The sequence below is a fragment of the Burkholderia sp. Z1 genome (assembly GCF_014893795.1).
GTDB classification, from domain to species: domain Bacteria; phylum Pseudomonadota; class Gammaproteobacteria; order Burkholderiales; family Burkholderiaceae; genus Burkholderia; species Burkholderia theae.
On record NZ_JACFYL010000002.1, the window covers coordinates 1,317,185 to 1,334,086 of the forward strand.

The 16,902-nt window shown below is 68.1% G+C and carries 10 protein-coding genes; 7 read left to right on the forward strand and 3 right to left on the reverse strand.

From position 1 onward, the window contains the following. Positions 1-264 precede the first annotated feature (264 nt). Both H3H55_RS22950 and H3H55_RS22955 read left to right on the forward strand, forming a co-directional pair. Entirely contained in the window at positions 265-1,512 is a 1,248-nt protein-coding gene (locus H3H55_RS22950) for a multidrug effflux MFS transporter (protein WP_193100334.1), read from the forward strand. A 90-nt stretch (positions 1,513-1,602) separates the two neighbouring features. Further along, positions 1,603-2,124, forward strand: a complete 522-nt coding sequence (locus H3H55_RS22955) for a GNAT family N-acetyltransferase (protein WP_193100335.1) — start codon at positions 1,603-1,605, stop codon at positions 2,122-2,124. Positions 2,125-2,152: 28 nt separating this feature from the next. Here H3H55_RS22955 and H3H55_RS22960 read toward each other — a convergent pair whose 3' ends face one another. The 3 genes from H3H55_RS22960 to H3H55_RS22970 form a co-directional block, all read right to left on the reverse strand. Continuing rightward, positions 2,153-2,842 carry a hypothetical protein gene (locus tag H3H55_RS22960; RefSeq protein ID WP_193100336.1) on the reverse strand — a complete coding sequence of 230 codons (690 nt, stop codon included), beginning with the start codon at positions 2,840-2,842 and terminating at the stop codon, positions 2,153-2,155. Positions 2,843-3,104: 262 nt separating this feature from the next. Next, a complete protein-coding gene (gene pbpC, locus H3H55_RS22965) occupies positions 3,105-5,345 on the reverse strand; it encodes a penicillin-binding protein 1C (RefSeq protein WP_193100337.1) in 2,241 nt (746 codons plus the stop codon). Positions 5,346-5,352: 7 nt separating this feature from the next. After that, the gene (locus tag H3H55_RS22970; RefSeq protein WP_193100338.1) at positions 5,353-11,388 is read right to left on the reverse strand and encodes an alpha-2-macroglobulin family protein; all 6,036 of its coding nucleotides are present in this window, start codon (positions 11,386-11,388) and stop codon (positions 5,353-5,355) included. 309 nt (positions 11,389-11,697) lie between these two features. Between H3H55_RS22970 and H3H55_RS22975 the strand changes: the two genes are divergently transcribed. The 5 genes from H3H55_RS22975 (at position 11,698) to H3H55_RS22995 (ending at position 16,880) form a co-directional block, all read left to right on the forward strand. After that, positions 11,698-12,204 (forward strand): sugar dehydrogenase complex small subunit, encoded by a 507-nt coding sequence (locus H3H55_RS22975; protein WP_129515107.1) that lies wholly within the window; start codon positions 11,698-11,700, stop codon positions 12,202-12,204. Continuing rightward, positions 12,204-13,823, forward strand: a complete 1,620-nt coding sequence (locus H3H55_RS22980; protein WP_193100339.1) for a GMC family oxidoreductase — start codon at positions 12,204-12,206, stop codon at positions 13,821-13,823. Before H3H55_RS22975 ends, H3H55_RS22980 begins: the two co-directional genes overlap by 1 nt. Before the next feature lie 2 nt (positions 13,824-13,825). Continuing rightward, positions 13,826-15,103, forward strand: coding sequence for a c-type cytochrome (locus H3H55_RS22985; protein ID WP_193100340.1), 1,278 nt, complete (start codon positions 13,826-13,828; stop codon positions 15,101-15,103). 190 nt (positions 15,104-15,293) lie between these two features. Next, a complete protein-coding gene (locus H3H55_RS22990; protein ID WP_193100341.1) occupies positions 15,294-15,713 on the forward strand; it encodes a DoxX family protein in 420 nt (139 codons plus the stop codon). Between the two features lie 63 nt (positions 15,714-15,776). Further along, positions 15,777-16,880, forward strand: coding sequence for a porin (locus tag H3H55_RS22995; protein WP_048252125.1), 1,104 nt, complete (start codon positions 15,777-15,779; stop codon positions 16,878-16,880). The last annotated feature ends 22 nt before the right edge of the window (positions 16,881-16,902 follow it).

Genomic DNA, 16,902 nt, shown 5'->3' on the forward strand with positions numbered 1-16,902 from the left:
CGGTGTCGAGGATGGGAGCGCGCGGCGCGCCATGCGCCGATTTCCGGGCCGCGTGCGGCCGGGGCCGTGACGATCGAAATCGCCCCAGCGATAACGCATTTCCAGGTGTGCCGCAATCGGCATTCAACCGCGTCCGCGCCAGGGGAATCCTGTCGCCTGACGCAACAACAGGCACAATACGCCATTCGCCACGACCGCACGCGTGTTCGCAATTCGAACATCGCGCGGCTGCGTCACCGCTGCCCGACATCCTTCCCAGTCGTCATGAACGCCACGCCCACCCCCGCGCGCGAGTCGAACTCGCCGCGCTTCCTGCTGTTCCTGATCTGTCTGTTCGCGTCCGCGGGTCAGCTCGCGATCGATATCTACGTGCCCGCGCTACCGGATATGGCACGTTCGTTCGCGACGACGCCGCAGGCGATCCAGTCGAGCGTGTCCGGCTACATGGCGGCCTACGCGCTCGGCCAGCTGATCTTCGGCCCGATCGCCGATGCGTACGGGCGCAAGCGCGTGCTCGCGTTCGGGCTTGTGATCTACACGATCGGCTGCCTGCTGTCGCTCAGCGCGCAGAACCTGGAGACCTTCGTGCTGGCACGCTGCCTGCAGGGTTTCGGGATCGCGACCACCAACCTGCTCGCGAAGGCGATCATCACCGATTCGTTCTCCGGCCAGGCGCTGATGCACGCGTTCACGTACATGTCGATCGCGTGGGGGCTCGCGCCGATTGTTGCGCCGGTGATCGGCGCGCACCTGCAGGAATGGTTCGGCTGGCGCGCGTGCCTCGTGTTCCTGCTCGTCTACTCGCTGGTGATGTGGGCGCTGCTGTGGCGCTATCGAGAAACTTTGCCGAAACCGGTGCATCTCGAGCCGCGCACGCTGATGGCGAATGCGGGCAAGGTGCTGGCGAGCCCGGTGTTCCAGAGCTGCTTCCTCGCGCAGGGGCTGTGCTACAGCATCCTGCTCGTGTTCAACATCGTCGGGCCGTTCATGGTGCAGACCACGCTGCACAAGCCGCCGACCTTCTTCGGTTATCTCGCGCTCGGCATCGGGCTGATGTATTTCCTCGGCGGGCTGTCGAACCGGATTCACGGGCGCGGGCTGCCGAGCGCCGAGCAACGGCTGCGCATCGGCGCGCGCGTGATGGCGGGCGCGTCGGTCGCGATGCTGGTGCTGGCGCTCACCGTCGGCCTGCGTGTGTGGACGCTCGCCACGCCGGTGCTCGTGATGGGCTTCTGCGCGGGCGCGATGTATCCGACGCTGATGGCCAAGGGCAATTCGCTGTTTCCGCATATCGCGGGCCTGACGAGCGCGATCCTCGGTTGTGCGCTGCTGCTCGTGTCGTCCGCGATGATGGGTCTGGCCGGCTTCGTGTCGATCCACGTGCTGACGCCGCTCGCGGTGTTCTTCGTCGCGCTGTCGTTCATCGTCGTGTGGATGGTGACCAAGCTGCTGCGGTACCTGACGCAGCAGCAGGCCGCGCCGGTCGCGTGCGGGAGCGGGGAAGCCGCGTAAGCGTTTCGTTGAACGATCGCGGGCGACCGGCGCGGGCGACCGGCCGCGCTTGCCGGACCACCCGCGCAATCCATCGCATCCGACCGAACCATGAGCCTGATCCTGCTGAACCGCGTCGCGCGTACCGACGCCGCCGACCTGATCGCTGCCAATCGCGCGAGCCGGAGCCACCATCTGCCGTGGGTCGATTCGTTCTCCGACCAGGCGGGATTCGACCAATGGTTCTCGCGCTGCCTGACGGGGCCGAATGTGGGCCTCGTCGCGCGCGAGCGGACGTCCGGGGCGGTAGCCGGTGTGGTGAACCTCAACGAGATCGTCGGCGGTGTGTTTCAGAGCGCGTATCTCGGCTACTACGGGATGGCGGAATTCAGCGGCAAGGGGCTGATGACGGACGCGCTGCGCGCGGCGATCGGCGTCGCGTTCGGCGAGCTCGGGCTGCATCGGCTCGAAGCGAACATCCAGCCCGGCAACCACGCGTCGATCGCGCTGGTTCGGCGGCTTGGTTTCCGGAACGAGGGTTTTTCGCCGCGCTATCTGCGCATCGGCGGCGAATGGCGCGACCACGAACGGTGGGCGCTGCTGGCCGACGATACGCGCGAAGCGGGCGCCTGACGCCCGGTCCGTTCCCGCGGCGGTCCGCCTACAGCGGATGCGCGGCGCCCGCCTGAGTCAGCAGCGAAACGGCAACCGGATCCGGCAGCCCGTTCGAATCGATCGCACCGGCCTTGGCCAGCGCGACGAGATCGCTGTCGACGCCCGGTTGCCCGACCACGAACGACGTCGTCAGGAACGCCGGCGTAACCAGCGTGAGCGCATAACGCTGCTGCAGATTCGTCACGACCGCCGATTGCGCGTCCTGCACCGCATTCGGGCTGTTCATCACCTGCTGGAAGTGCAGGTTGCCCTGGAAATTGCCGATCAGCCCGGCCGTGTTCGTGCCGAGCTGCGCGGCGAGATAGACCAGCATCAGCTCGGTCTCGGGCGTCGTGTTGAAGGTGCCGCCCGCATACGCGAGCGAATGCAGGCTCGTGCCGCCCGACGTCACGGTGATCACGCACGGCAGAGCGGCGTTGAGCGTCAAGCTGTAGTTGCCGCCGCCGTCGGTCAGCGTCGTGGCCGAGCCCACCGCGCAACTGACCGCGACCGGCGCGCTCGCGAGCGCGTTGCCCGTGGCAGCCGTACCCGACAGCGACACGGTTTGCGTGTTGTTGTTGAAGCAGGCATCGACGCCGAAGCAGGCGTCGCCGTTGCAGGCCGGGAGCGCCGCGAGCGTGGCGACGCAGAGCGCGCCCAGTGCGGGGCGGGTGAAGCGCATAGGGCGAATGTTCATGGTCGCGGGTGTCCGGGAGAAGGGAGCAACCGGTGTGCGCCCGGGGTAGCGGCGCTGTTCCTATTCTAGGTTCCGGATCCGCGCGCTGCTTGCCCGTTTGCGTATCGGGCCGGAATCCTTTCAGTTCCGTTCGGAACGGGGCATGCCGGGTGTCGACCGAAAATGTCGCGAGAACGTATCGTTCCCGCCGGGCGGGCGCGCTGTCCGGTGGCGCGCGCCTTGCGGCAGCGCGGTGCGGTCGGCAAGCGGCCGGCCCATGCGCTCAGGGCTTGCGTGCAGCCGTCTTCGCGAATGCGCCGCGTACCTCGAAGCTGATCGTATCCGCGACATTCCCGCGCGCGTCGACGAGTTCGAGCCGGTGACGCCCCGGCCACGGCATCCACGCGACGCGGTCGGCATGTCCGATCACCTTGTCGTCGAGCCGCCACGCGAACTTCGTGGCGCGCCCGGCCGAGCGCTCGAACCAGATTCGCTGGTTCTTCGGCGGAATGTCCGGGTCGATCGCGAAGATCGTGCCGTCGGTCGGCGCGCCGATCGTCAGCGGCGCGCGCGCGCCGTCCTTGCCCGGCGTGACGGGCGCGGCGAGGCGGATCGTATCGAGCGCCGTGCCCGCGATGAACCACTCGTTGCGCGCAGGCTCGATGTCGCGCTCGAACGTGATGCGGCGCGTCTCGACGCCGGCCGGCGCGCGCGGCGCACGGCTCGGCAGGTCGCGGTGCAGGTAGCCGATGATGGCCGACCACACGGGCGACGCGCCCGTGACGCCCGACACGTCCCACATCGGCGAGCCGTCCGCATTGCCGACCCACACGCCGACCGTGTAGCGCGACGTGAAGCCGACGGTCCAGTTGTCGCGCATGTCCTTGCTCGTACCGGTCTTGACCGCCGAGAAGAAGCGCGTCGCGAGCGGGTTGTCGAAGCCGAACGTGCGGACGCGCGCGTTGTTGTCGGAAAGGATATCGGTGACGACGAAGCTGGCCGCTTCGCTGAACACGCGCGTGCCGCCGTCCGCTTGTGCGGGCGCCGAAGCACCGGACGTGCTGGACGCCGGCGCGGGCAGGTCGACGACCTTGCGCGCGACGCCGTCGTTCGCGAGCGCGCGATACGCGTTGGTCAGCGACAGCAGCGTGACGTCGGCGCTCCCGAGCGCGAGGCTGAAGCCGTAGTAGTCGCCTTCCTGCGCGAGCGGCAGGCCGAGCGCGGTCAGCGTGCGGGCGAAGCGGTGCGGCGTGACGAGCACGAGCGTGCGCACGGCCGGCACGTTCAGCGAGCCGCCGAGCGCGCTGCGCACGCTCACCCAGCCCTTGAAATCCTTGTCGTAGTTCTGCGGAATGTACAGGCCGCCGCCGGCGGCGAGGTTGATCGGCGCGTCGTCGAGCAGCGACGCGGCCGTCAGCCGCTTTTCGTCGAGCGCCTGCGCATAGAGGAACGGCTTGAGCGTCGAGCCGGCCTGGCGCGGCGCGAGCACGGCGTCGACATCGCGCGCGCTCGACAACGCCCCCGATGATCCGACCCATGCGCGTATCTCGCCGGTCGCATTGTCGATCACGACGGCCGCGCCGTCCTGCACGTTGCGCCGGTGAGCAGGCGCGTTGAGTTCGGTCAGCGCGCGCATCAGCGTGTCGCGCGCGAAGCGCTGCAGCGGTGCGTCGAGCGTCGTGCGCACCTGCGCACCGGCCGCCGGCCTGACCTCGGTCGCGATGCGGCGCGCGAAGTGCGGGGCGAGGGCGGCGCCGTCGTCGCGCACGGCATTGGCCGGGCGCGCGGTGACGAGTTGCACGTAGCCGTCGAGCGACGCGCACGCCTGATCGGCATGCATGTCGTGCAGGATGCGACAGGCGCGCTCGGCGACCTTCGCGGGCGTCGCGTTGGGCGCGCGTACGAGCGCGGCCGCGATCGCGGCCTCGCGCGCATCGAGGCCGGACGGTGCCTTGCCGAACAGCACCTGCGACAGCGCGCCGAGCCCGACCGTCTCGCCGCGGAACGGCACCAGATTCAGGTAGGCCTCGAGGATCTGGTCCTTGCGCCAGCCGCGTTCGAGCAGCAGCGCGTTCATTGCCTGCGTGGCCTTCTGCGGCAGCGAGCGCTGGCCCGAGCGGCGCGGCGAATCGCTGAGCAGCCCGGCGAGCTGCATCGTCACGGTCGACGCGCCGCGCGTGCGCTCGTTCCACAGGTTGCCCCACGCGGCGCCGGCGATGCCGCGCCAGTCCACGCCGCTGTGTTCGTAGAAGCGCTTGTCCTCGGAAACGACGATCGCCTCGCGAAACGCGGGCGATACGTCCGCGAGCGACACCCAGTCGCCGCGCCGTTCGGTGAGGTCGACGCGCGTGCGCTGCAGCGGCGTGCCGTCGCGCGCGAGCAGCACCCAGTCGGAACTGCGCCAGTTGCGGCGCACGTCGTCGTAGCCGGGTAGCGCATGTGCGACGAGCGGCGCGGCCAGCACCACGGCGACGAATACGCGGCCGGCGAAACGCGCCGGCCGCGGCAAGACCAGATCAATCATCACGTGCTCACGACTTGCCCGCGTCGGCCGGCTTCACGGTCATCGGCGGGTTCGGCCACAGGCCGTAGACGGACGGCGCGTACAGCGCCTCGACGCGCGTCGGCGGCAGCCCGAACGTGCCGACGTTGTTCAGCCGCACCGTGTACTCGACCGAGAATTTGCCCTTCGGCAAATAGTCGTAGTACGCGCGATAACCGTCGAAGTCGCGCTCGATGAAGGCCGGCCACGTGCCGTCCGATGTCTTCTCGCCCTGCGTCGCTGCTTCGGAATCGCGGCCGAGGCCCGAACCGAGGATCGTCGCGCCGGACGGGATCGGATCGTTGACGACGACCCACGTCATGTCGCTCTGCGCGTCGATGTCGAGATGCACGCGCACGACGTCGCCGCGCGTCAGCACGCCCTTGACGGCGGGCGACACGGGCGTGACGGTCTTCGTGATCCGGTAGCCGGCCGCGAACGGCGCGCGCAGCGGCACGGCCGCGAGGCTCTCGATCGTCGCCCACGGGCGGCCCGTGCCGTCTTGCGTGACGGACAGCGTGGCCGGCGCCTGCGCCGCGCGCGGCCACGGCAGCATCACGCTGCGCGCGGCGGCGGCGCGGGTGGCCGCGGTGGCCGACGCCGGCGTATCGGCGGGCGCCGGCGCCTGCGACCACGAGATCGAGCGCGCGTCGCCGCCGAGCGCGACCTTCGTCGCACCGGAGACGGGCGTGCTCTCGTAGGTGCGCGAGAAGCGCTCGACCGCGAGCAGCCCGAGCGCGTTCGACGTCGTCGTCTGCCATGCGCCCTGGCGCTGCAGCGCGAGCAGGCCGGCCGTCACGCGCGGCATCTCGTCCTTCCACGCCGGGTCGCCCGCGAATTCCAGCGCGAGACGGGCCGCATTGGTCTCGTTGCTGGTCATCAGCCACCACAGGTCGTCGTCGCGCGCGGTCGAGAACACGAGCTGCGTGCCCTGGTACGTGAGGCGTGCCCGCAGGATCTGCTCGACCTGCGCGCGCTTCTCGTCGCGTTGCGGGATGTCCTTCACGCGCGTCAGGATCGCGTGATAGTCGATCACCGCCGACGTCGGCCACTGGTTCGGCGCGATCTCGATCGAGCCGAGCATGCGGCCTTGCGCGGCGCCGTAGCGCGACAGCGCCTCGATCGCGGCGAGCTTGCGCAGGTCGCGATCCTGGCGCGGCGCCCACGCGTTGCGCTCGATGCGGCCGTCGACGAAGCGCGCGAGCCCGGCTTCGAGCTGCGTGCGCAGGTCTTCCGGCAGCGCGAAACGCGGGTCGAGACGGCTTGCCTCGTCGGACACCACGAGCAGGTACGACGACAGCGTCGGACTGCCGTAGTGCGAATCGTCGGACGACGGCGGGAAGTAGCTCGCGAGCCCGTCGCTGTCGAGGTAGACGGGCATGCGTGCCACCAGCGCCTGCCATTGCGCGGGGTCGTGCAGGCCGATCGCGCGCGACGTTTGCTGTTCGAGGCAGCGGTACGGATAACGCTCGAACCAGCGCTTCACGCCGGGCAGCCCGTCGGCGAGCTTCGACTGCAGCGACACGGCGATGCCGCCGCGCGGCAGGCCTTGCGCGTTGTTCGCGGCGCCGGCCGGGGAGGCCACCGGCACCGTCAGCGTGCCGTCCACCTGCGCGAGCGTCGCCTGCTGCACGGTCACCGGCAGCGCGGGCACCACCTTCTGCGCCACCGCCAGCGCGTCGGACGCGCGCTTGCCGCCTTGCTCGGCCGCTTCGATGCGCCAGTTCAGCGCACCGGCCGCGTCGAGCGCCTGCTCGGGCACGGTGATCGTCCACGCGACCTCGGTCGCCGTATTGGCCGCGAGCGACACGGTTTGCGGCGCGACGTCGAGGCCCGTCACGCGCGGCGTCACGACGACCTGCATCGCGTGGTCGGTCGTGTTGCGCAGCGTGACCTGCGCGCGGAACGCGTCGCCTTCGCGCACGAGCGGCGGCAGGCCCGAGATCAGCTGCAGATCCTGCGTGCTGCGGATCGACGTGCTGCCGGAGCCGAAACGGTCGGGGCCGACCGCCGCGATCGCGACGATCCGGAAGCGCGTCAGCGCGTCGTTCAACGGCACCTCGACGGTCGCGCTGCCGTTCGCGTCGAGCGTCACGCGCGGATTCCACAGCAGCAGCGTGTCGAACAGCTCGCGCGTCGGCGCGCTGCCGCCGCCGCCGCCGGCCGGCACGGCCTTGCGGCCGAAGTGGCGGCGGCCGACGATTTCCATCTGCGCGGTGGCCGTCTCGACGCCGTACGCGCGCCGGCGCAGCATCGCGTCGAGCAGGTCCCAGCTGTTGTTCGGCATCAGTTCGAGCAGCGCCTCGTCGACGGCCGCGACCGCGATCTGTGTGCCGGCCGGCGCGGGCTGGCCGTTCGGCAGCGTGACCTTCACGTGCGCCTGCGCCTTGCTGCGCACCGTGTAGCGCGTCGCGTCGGTCGTCACGGTCACGCCGAGACGGTGGACGCCCGTGCCGACCTTGATCTCGCCGAGGCCATAGCGGAACGCGGGCTTCGACAGGTCGACGAACGCGGTCGGCGCTTCATAGTGGCGGCCTTCGCGCCAGAACGCGCGCGCCCATTCGACCGGCGCTTTCCAGCCCCACGTGAAGAACGAGTACCACGGCACCTCGCGAATCCGGCCGCGCAGCGCGAGCACCGACACGTAGACGTTCGGCCCCCACGATTCGCCGACCTTCAGGTCGACGGTCGGGTTCTTGCCGTTCAGCTCGACGATGTGCGTTTCCATCACGCCGCCGCGTTCGACCGCGACGAGCGCAGTCGCGTAGCGGAACGGCATCCGCACCTGGAAGCGGGCGGTTTCGCCTGGTTCATACGAAGTCTTCTCCGGGATCACGTCGATCCGGTCGGTGTTGTCGCCGCCGAACCAGAGTTCGTCCTCGCGCGTGACCCAGACCGACGTCGATGCGTTCGACGTGCGGCCGTCGCCGTCCTTCGCGACCGCGATCAACTGGATGTTGCCGGCCTGTTCGAGCGTCGCGTCGCAGGCCATGCGGCCCTTGTCGTCGGTCTTGCCCGAGCACAGCACGCCGAGGTCGCGCGTGTCGCTCTTGTTGTCGTAGGCATAGAAGCCGCCGACCATCCGCTTGCGCGACGACGTCGTGATGTGCGCGACGCCCTTGATCTCGATCGGCACCGACGCGCGCGGCTTGCCCTGCAGGTCGACTGCGAGCGCCTGCACGGGCACGCGCTGGCCGACCGACACCCAGCGGCCGGCCTTGATGCCGGCCACCACCGCGGCCGGCCACAGGATCGTGTCGCCGCGAATCGTCTGCACTTCGCCGTTCGGGTCCGCGAACGTCGCCTCGAGCGCAATGCGCTTCGGCGCGTCGACGTCGGGCAGGCCCCTGAGCGTGACGGTGCCCGCGCCGTTGCGGTCGAGCGTCAGCGGCAGCTTGTCGGCGATCAGCTTCGTCGCGTCGGGATCGTTGTTCGACGCCGACGCGTTGTCGCCGTCCTGCGAATCGTCGTCGGCGTTGCCGTCGCTCGTGTCGGGGCGATACGGCGTGAAGCTGAAATCCTCGAAGCGATCCGCGAACGGCGGCGACGCCCACTTCATCAGCGCCGACACCTGCACGGGCAGGTTCGATGCGCCGCCGCCCGACACGTAGTCGATCTGCACCGCGAGCGGCGCTTCCTTCACGGCGACGAGCGGGCTCTTCTGCGCGTCGCGCGCGCCGATCGACCCCTTCAGCACCGGCAGGCGGAAGGCCTCGACGCGGAAGCTGCCGCTGTAATAGGTGGCGGTCGGCGCGTCCTCCGGGCCGCCTTCGAGTTCGACGCTGTATTCGCCGAGCTTCGCGGCGGGCGGCAGCGTGAACTGCGTGTCCGCGCTGTGGTCGGCGGCCCACGTGAGCGGCAGCTTGTATGTCTGGCCCGTGCCGAGATGGCGGATCGTCACGCGCGTCGGGTATTGCGACGGGAACGCGAGGCTCTGCAGCGTCTCGGACCGGATGAAATGCTTCATCGACACGGTTTCGCCCGCGCGCAGCAGCGTGCGGTCGAACACCGTGTGCGCGCGCACGGTCGGCGCGCTGTCGGTGTCGGTCGGCACGTTGAAGCGCCACGATTCGATGCCGCGGTTCCAGCCCGAGCTGACGAACGCCATGTCGGGGCCCGTCTTCGGATCGTCGACGCGTGCCGACACGAAGTAGTCGTCGAAGCGCTCGGACGAACTGCATTCGTGCTTCGGCTCGAACGGCCCGTCGATCTTCAGCAGGCCCTGCGCGTCGGTCTTGCCGGCCGCGATCTCGTCGCCGTTGCAGTCCGACACGCGGATCTGCGCATTCGGCACGGGCTTGCCCTTGTCGAGCGTCGTGACCCACACGAGGTTGTTCTCGCGGCCCTGTTTCAGGTGTACGCCGAGGTTCGTGACGAGCACGGTGGTGCGCACGTACATGCTCGACGGCTTCGCGAGCAGCGAGCGGCCGAGTGCGGGCGACGCGAGTTCGAGCACGTAGAAGCCGGGCTTGTCGATCGGCACGCCGACGATCTCGAACGGACGCAGCGTCTTCGGGTCGGCCTGCGGCAGCGTCAGTGCCTGCGCGCCGGGCTCGCCCTTGAGCAGCGACAGCGAGCGCACGTCGATGCGGCGGTCCTTCGCCGCGGGCTGTTTTTCGCCGGCCTGGAGCGGCACGTAGACGGGGTGCTGGCCCTTGCGCTCGAGCAGGCCGGGAATCTGGCTGTCGATCGAACCGGCCGTCATCGACCAGTTGTCGAAGCGGTCGACGGTGCGCATCCACTGGCGGATCGCGGTGTCGTTCTCGACCTTCAGGTTCGCGAATTGGGCGCCGCCCGCGTTGAGGCCCGCGATATGCAGGTCGGCCTCGACGTTGCGCAGCGTGACGGGCACGAGCGCGGGCGTATCGGGTTCGGCGAAGCGCTCGATGATCCCGAAGGTGCCCGACGAGAATTTCGCGAGCGGCGGCATCGGCGCGGTGCGCGTCGCCAGCGGGAACAGGTCGGCGTTGGACAGCGCGCGGTCGGTCACGTCGCGCAGGCCCGACGGCAGCTCGATCGTCAGGCCGGCCTGCGCGGGCAGCGGCGGGTTGAACGTGACGGTCGTCACTTCCTCGCTGTGGTCGTCGGCCGCGAAGGTCGGCGACAGCGAGCCGTCGGGGCCGCGCACCTTGATCGCCTCGGCGTTCTTGCGCGAGATCGGTGCGTTGAACGACAGCGTGAGCGGGCGCAGCGGCGTGCACGGCGCCTTCGCGTTCTCGCGTTCGCACGAGAAGCTCGCGGCGAACGGCGCGCGCACGGTGAAATCGAAGCGCCGTTCGGTTTCGTTCGCGATGCCGCTCGGGCTCGCGACCCCCTTGCCGTACACGAGCTGCATCTTCGCGCTGGCCGGCAGCGCCTGCGCGCACGACAGCGTCAGCACGCGCGCGGCATCCTTCTTCAGCCCGAAATGGTCGAGTAGAGCGTTGCGCGTATCGTCATCGGCGGCCGTGACGGGGATGCGGTTGCCGATGCCGGCCGCTTCGCACCAGATGTTCGCGAGCGCCGAGCGCGGTTCGGCCGGGCCGTTCAGCTTCATCACGAAGACCTGCCGTTCCTCGATCTCGCGCGAGCCGGGGCGCACGTTCACCGGGAACGGGCCGCCCGTCTGGAACGTGAAGCGGCGCGGGCCGCTGGCCGCGTTGCCGGCGACCGAGCGCAGCGTGTCGTTGAGCGCGACCGAGCAGCGCACGCCGGGCGGCAGGTCGTTTTCGAAATCGTATACCCAGGTCTTGTCGTCGAGCCAGTGGCCCTGGCCGCGTGCCGCGGTGGAATCGTTGCAGGTCACGCGCGCGGGATTCGGCGCGGAAGCCGAGCCGAACGCGACCATCGGTTCGTCGAACTTGACGACGCTTTGCCGGACTTCGGTGACGGTGCCTTGCGGCGATACGCTCACCGTGCGCGCCGCGCCCGCATGCAGCGACAGTGCTGCTGCGGCGCCGAGCACCGCGACGGCGCCGATGCGCCAGAGCAGCCGCGTGGTGTGGTTGGTTCGATTCGCTTTGTTGTCTTTGTCGTACTGCTTCATCGCTCGATGCCCTCGGAGGGAAGCTTTCTGTTTGATTGCACGCGATTCTAACCGACGGTCATGCGCACGCATTGTCGTGCGCAGCCGTAGTGTGTAGCCGGCGTGCGACACCGGCGCGTCCGCCGCAATTTTGTCGCGCCGACGACACAAAAAAGCAGCGAAATGTCGATTGTCTCGGATTGCGGAACATTTAATGGACTATAAAAAGATTGTTCGATCCGATTTGAGCGCGTACATTTCAGGTCCGCGCCAATGTTTGAGAAATATCAAGCGTGGTTTTCCCGAATCCGGTGTTCGAGAGAAGGAAACATGCACAACGACAACACCCCCCACTCGCGTCGCAACGGCGACGCAGCCGCAACCGGCATCACGCGGCGTCAATGGCTGCAGGGCGCACTGGCGCTGACGGCGGCGGGCCTCACGGGCTCGCTGGCGTTGCGGGCCCTGGCCGATGATCCCGGCACCGCGCCGCTCGATACGTTCATGACGCTTTCCGAAGCATTGACCGGCAAGAAGGGGTTGAGCCGCGTGCTCGGCCAGCGCTTCCTGCAGGCATTGCAGAAGGGTTCGTTCAAGACGGCCGACAGCCTGCCGCAACTCGCCGGCGCACTCGCGTCCGGCTCGCTGAATCCCGATCAGGAAGCGCTCGCGCTGAAGATTCTCGAAGCGTGGTATCTCGGCATCGTCGACAACGTCGTGATTACCTACGAAGAAGCATTAATGTTCAGCGTCGTATCCGATACGCTCGTGATCCCTTCGTATTGCCCCAACAAACCCGGCTTCTGGGCCGAAAAACCGATCGAGAGGCAAGCCTGATGGCGGATACCGATACGCAAAAGGCCGACGTCGTCGTCGTCGGATCGGGTGTCGCAGGCGCGATCGTTGCACACCAGCTCGCGATGGCGGGCAAGTCGGTGATCCTGCTGGAAGCCGGCCCGCGCATGCCGCGCTGGGAAATCGTCGAGCGCTTTCGCAACCAGCCCGACAAGACGGACTTCATGGCGCCGTACCCGTCGAGCGCGTGGGCGCCGCATCCGGAATACGGCCCGCCGAACGACTACCTGATCCTGAAGGGCGAGCACAAGTTCAACTCGCAGTACATCCGCGCGGTGGGCGGCACGACGTGGCACTGGGCCGCGTCGGCGTGGCGCTTCATCCCGAACGACTTCAAGATGAAGACGGTGTACGGCGTCGGCCGCGACTGGCCGATCCAGTACGACGACCTCGAGCACTACTACCAGCGTGCCGAGGAAGAACTCGGCGTGTGGGGCCCGGGCCCCGAGGAAGATCTTTACTCGCCGCGCAAGGCGCCGTACCCGATGCCGCCGCTGCCGTTGTCGTTCAACGAGCAGACGATCAAGAGCGCGCTCAACGGCTATGACCCGAAGTTCCACGTGGTGACCGAGCCGGTCGCGCGCAACAGCCGCCCGTACGACGGCCGGCCAACCTGTTGCGGGAACAACAATTGCATGCCGATCTGTCCGATCGGCGCGATGTACAACGGCATCGTGCACGTCGAGAAGGCCGAGCAGGCCGGCGCGAAGCTGATTGAGAACGCGGTCGTCTACAAGCTTGAGACCGGGCCGGACAAGCGCATCACCGCCGCGGTCTACAAGGACAAGTCGGGCGCCGACCATCGCGTCGAAGGCAAATACTTCGTGGTGGCCGCGAACGGCATCGAGACGCCGAAGATCCTGCTGATGTCGGCGAACCGCGATTTCCCGAACGGCGTCGCGAACAGCTCCGACATGGTCGGCCGCAACCTGATGGACCACCCGGGCACCGGCGTGTCGTTCTACGCGAACGACAAGCTGTGGCCAGGCCGAGGCCCGCAGGAGATGACGTCGCTGATCGGTTTCCGCGACGGCCCGTTCCGTGCGACCGAAGCCGCGAAGAAGATCCACCTGTCGAACATGTCGCGCATCAACCAGGAGACGCAGAAGATCTTCAAGAGCGGCAAGCTGATGAAGCCCGAGGAGCTCGACGCGCAGATCCGCGACCGCGCCGCACGTTTCGTCGAGTTCGACTGCTTCCACGAAATCCTGCCGCAACCCGAGAACCGCATCGTGCCGAGCAAGACGGCCACCGACGCGATCGGCATCCCGCGCCCCGAGATCACGTATGCGATCGACGACTACGTGAAGCGCGGCGCCGTGCACACGCGCGAGGTCTACGCGACGGCCGCGAAGGTGCTGGGCGGTACCGAAGTCGTCTTCAACGACGAGTTCGCGCCGAACAACCACATCACGGGTGCGACGATCATGGGCGCGGATGCACGCGACTCGGTCGTCGACAAGGACTGCCGCACGTTCGACCATCCGAACCTGTTCATCTCGAGCAGCTCGACGATGCCGACCGTCGGTACGGTGAACGTGACGCTGACGATCGCGGCGCTCGCGCTGCGGATGTCGGACACGCTGAAGAAGGAAGTCTGACCGTGCGGAAATCTACTCTCACCTTCCTCGTCGCCGGCTGCCTCGCGCTGCCGGGTCTCGCGCGCGCGGCCGACGCGGCCGATCCGGCGCTGGTCAAGCGCGGCGAATACCTCGCGGTCGCGGGCGACTGCATGGCGTGCCACACCGCGAAGGGCGGCAAGCCGTTCGCGGGCGGCCTCGGGATGCCGGTGCCGATGCTCGGCAAGATCTACTCGAGCAACATCACGCCCGATCCCGATACGGGCATCGGCAACTGGACGTTCGACGACTTCGAGCGCGCGGTGCGCCACGGCGTGTCGAAGAACGGCGACAACCTGTACCCGGCGATGCCGTACGTGTCGTACGCGAAGATCAACGACGACGACGTGCAGGCGCTGTACGCGTACTTCATGCACGGCGTCGAACCGGTCAAGCAGGCGCCGCCGAAGAACGAGATCCCCGCGCTGCTGAGCATGCGCTGGCCGCTGAAGATCTGGAACTGGCTGTTCCTGAAGGACGGCGCGTACGAGCCGAAGCCGGCGCAAAGCGCCGAGTGGAACCGCGGCGCGTATCTCGTGCAGGGCCTCGCGCACTGCAGCACGTGCCACACGCCGCGCGGCATCGCGTTGCAGGAGAAGTCGCTCGACGAGACAGGCGGCAGCTTCCTGTCGGGTTCGGTGCTCGCGGGCTGGGACGGCTACAACATCACGTCCGACCCGAATGCGGGGATCGGCGGCTGGACGCAGCAGCAGCTCGTCCAGTACCTGCGCACCGGCAGCGTGCCGGGTGTCGCGCAGGCGGCCGGTCCGATGGCCGAGGCGGTCGAGCACAGCTTCTCGAAGATGACGGAATCCGACATCGGCGCGATCTCGACGTACATCCGCACGGTGCCGGCTGTTACCAGCGGCGACGCGAAGCAGTCGCGCTCGTCGTGGGGCAAGCCGGCCGAGGACGGCCTGAAGCTGCGCGGCGTCGCGCTCGCATCGTCCGGCATCGATCCCGCGCGGCTGTATCTCGGCAACTGTGCGACCTGCCACCAGATGCAGGGCAAGGGCACGCCGGACGGTTATTACCCGTCGCTGTTCCACAACTCGACGGTCGGCGCGTCGAATCCGACCAACCTCGTGCAGGTGATCCTGAACGGCGTGCAGCGCAAGGCCGGCAGCGAGGATGTCGGCATGCCGGCGTTCCGCTACGAGCTGTCGGATGCGCAGATCGCCGCGCTGACGAACTACCTGACCGGGCAGTTTGGCAATCCGGCCGCGAAGGTGACCGAGCAGGACGTCGCGAAGCTGCGCTGACGCGGCGCGCGACGGCGCGGCAGGGCAATATCGAAGAAGAGCGGCATCGAACAAGAGGAGGAGCACAGCACATCGGGCGGACCCCGATGCCGGTTGTTGCAGAGCGGGGCGGGCGGCGCAGGCGGCGGTCCGCCCCGGTTCACAGGCAATCCGGTGCGCCAGCCGCGCATCGTTTTCGTTGATCGACACCATGACACCGAATCAACCGTTTCTCGCGTCCCAGCGCGATGTGCTGCTGCTGCTTTCCCGCATCCTCCTCGTGATCCTGTTCGTGATGTTCGGCTGGAAGAAGATCGTCGACTTCCCCGGGACCATCGCGTTCATGGGCTCGGAAGGCGCGCCCGCGCCGATCATGTCCGCCGCGATCTCCGTCGTGATGGAGCTGTTCGTCGGGATTGCGATCCTGGTCGGCTTCCAGACGCGCGCACTTGCGTTACTGCTTGCGCTGTATGCGATCGGCAGCGGCATCATCGGCCACCACTACTGGACGATGACGGGCGGCGAGCAGATCAACAACATGATTCATTTCTACAAGAACATCGCGATCTCGGGCGGCCTGCTCGCGCTCTGCGCGGCGGGCCCCGGGCGTTATTCGATCGATCGCGGATAAACAGACCCTGGGCGCGCGCATGGGGCACGCGTCGGATGGTCGAGACTCCGAGGGGGCATCATTTTGCGACTCAAACATTTCGCATGGCTGATTGCGGCCGCCACGCCGGCGGCCGCTTTCGCACAAACGAGCGTAACGCTGTACGGCCGTGTCGACGGCGGCATCGAGTACCTGAATCACATCGCGACGCCGAACGGCAGCAAGTCGCGCTGGGCCGCGGAAAGCGGCGACTGGGGCACCAGCATGTTCGGCCTGAAGGGCATCGAGGATCTGGGCGGCGGGCTGTCGACGGTCTTCGATCTCGAAACCGCATTCCAGGTGATGAACGGCCAGACGGGCGGCGGACGCATGTGGTCGCGGCGCGCGTATGTCGGCCTGAAGAGCAATACGTGGGGCCAGCTGCAGGCCGGCCGCAACCTGTTCATCGACAGCGACGGTGTGTGGGAATTCGATCCGTTCGTGCAGCAGGCGTTTTCGTCCGCGTCGCTCGTGCGCGGCCGCAATTGGCAGCAGACCAGCAACAACATTGAATATCACAGCCCGGTGATCGGCGGCTTCGACGTGCAGGCGCAATACGCGTTCGGCAACCAGTCGCGCGGCTTCAACTACGGCGCGGCCGACGATTTCGGCCGCTCGGACGGGATCATGATCTCGTACCACTCGCCGCTGCTCGACGTGCGCGGCATCTACGACGAGCTGCGCGACAACAACGGCAAGTTCAGCAACATCTTCACCGCGTCGCGCGAGTACTTCGTCGGCGCAAACGTGAAGGTGTCGAAGTTCAAGATCCAGGGCGCCTATACGCACTACCAGGCGCCGGACAGCCCGGCCGGTGTTGCCGATCGCGCCGATCACTACTGGCTCGGCGCGACCTACACCGCGACGCCGCAGTGGGCCGTGACGGGCGGCGGGTACTACGTGAAGGTCGGCGACGGCGGCGGCGATGCGTCGCACGATCCGTCGGGCCACGCGATGATGTATGTGCTCGGCACCACGTACAACCTGTCGAAGCGCACGTTCCTGTATGGCACGGTCGCGTACGTGCGCAACGGCGGCAACTCGAACTTCTCGCTGCTTGCGACGCCGCGCGATGCGACGTCGGGCACGAGCCCGCTGACGGGCGAGTCGCAGACGGGTGCGTATGTGGGGATGATGCATACGTTCTGAGCGGGGCAGCCACCACGCAACG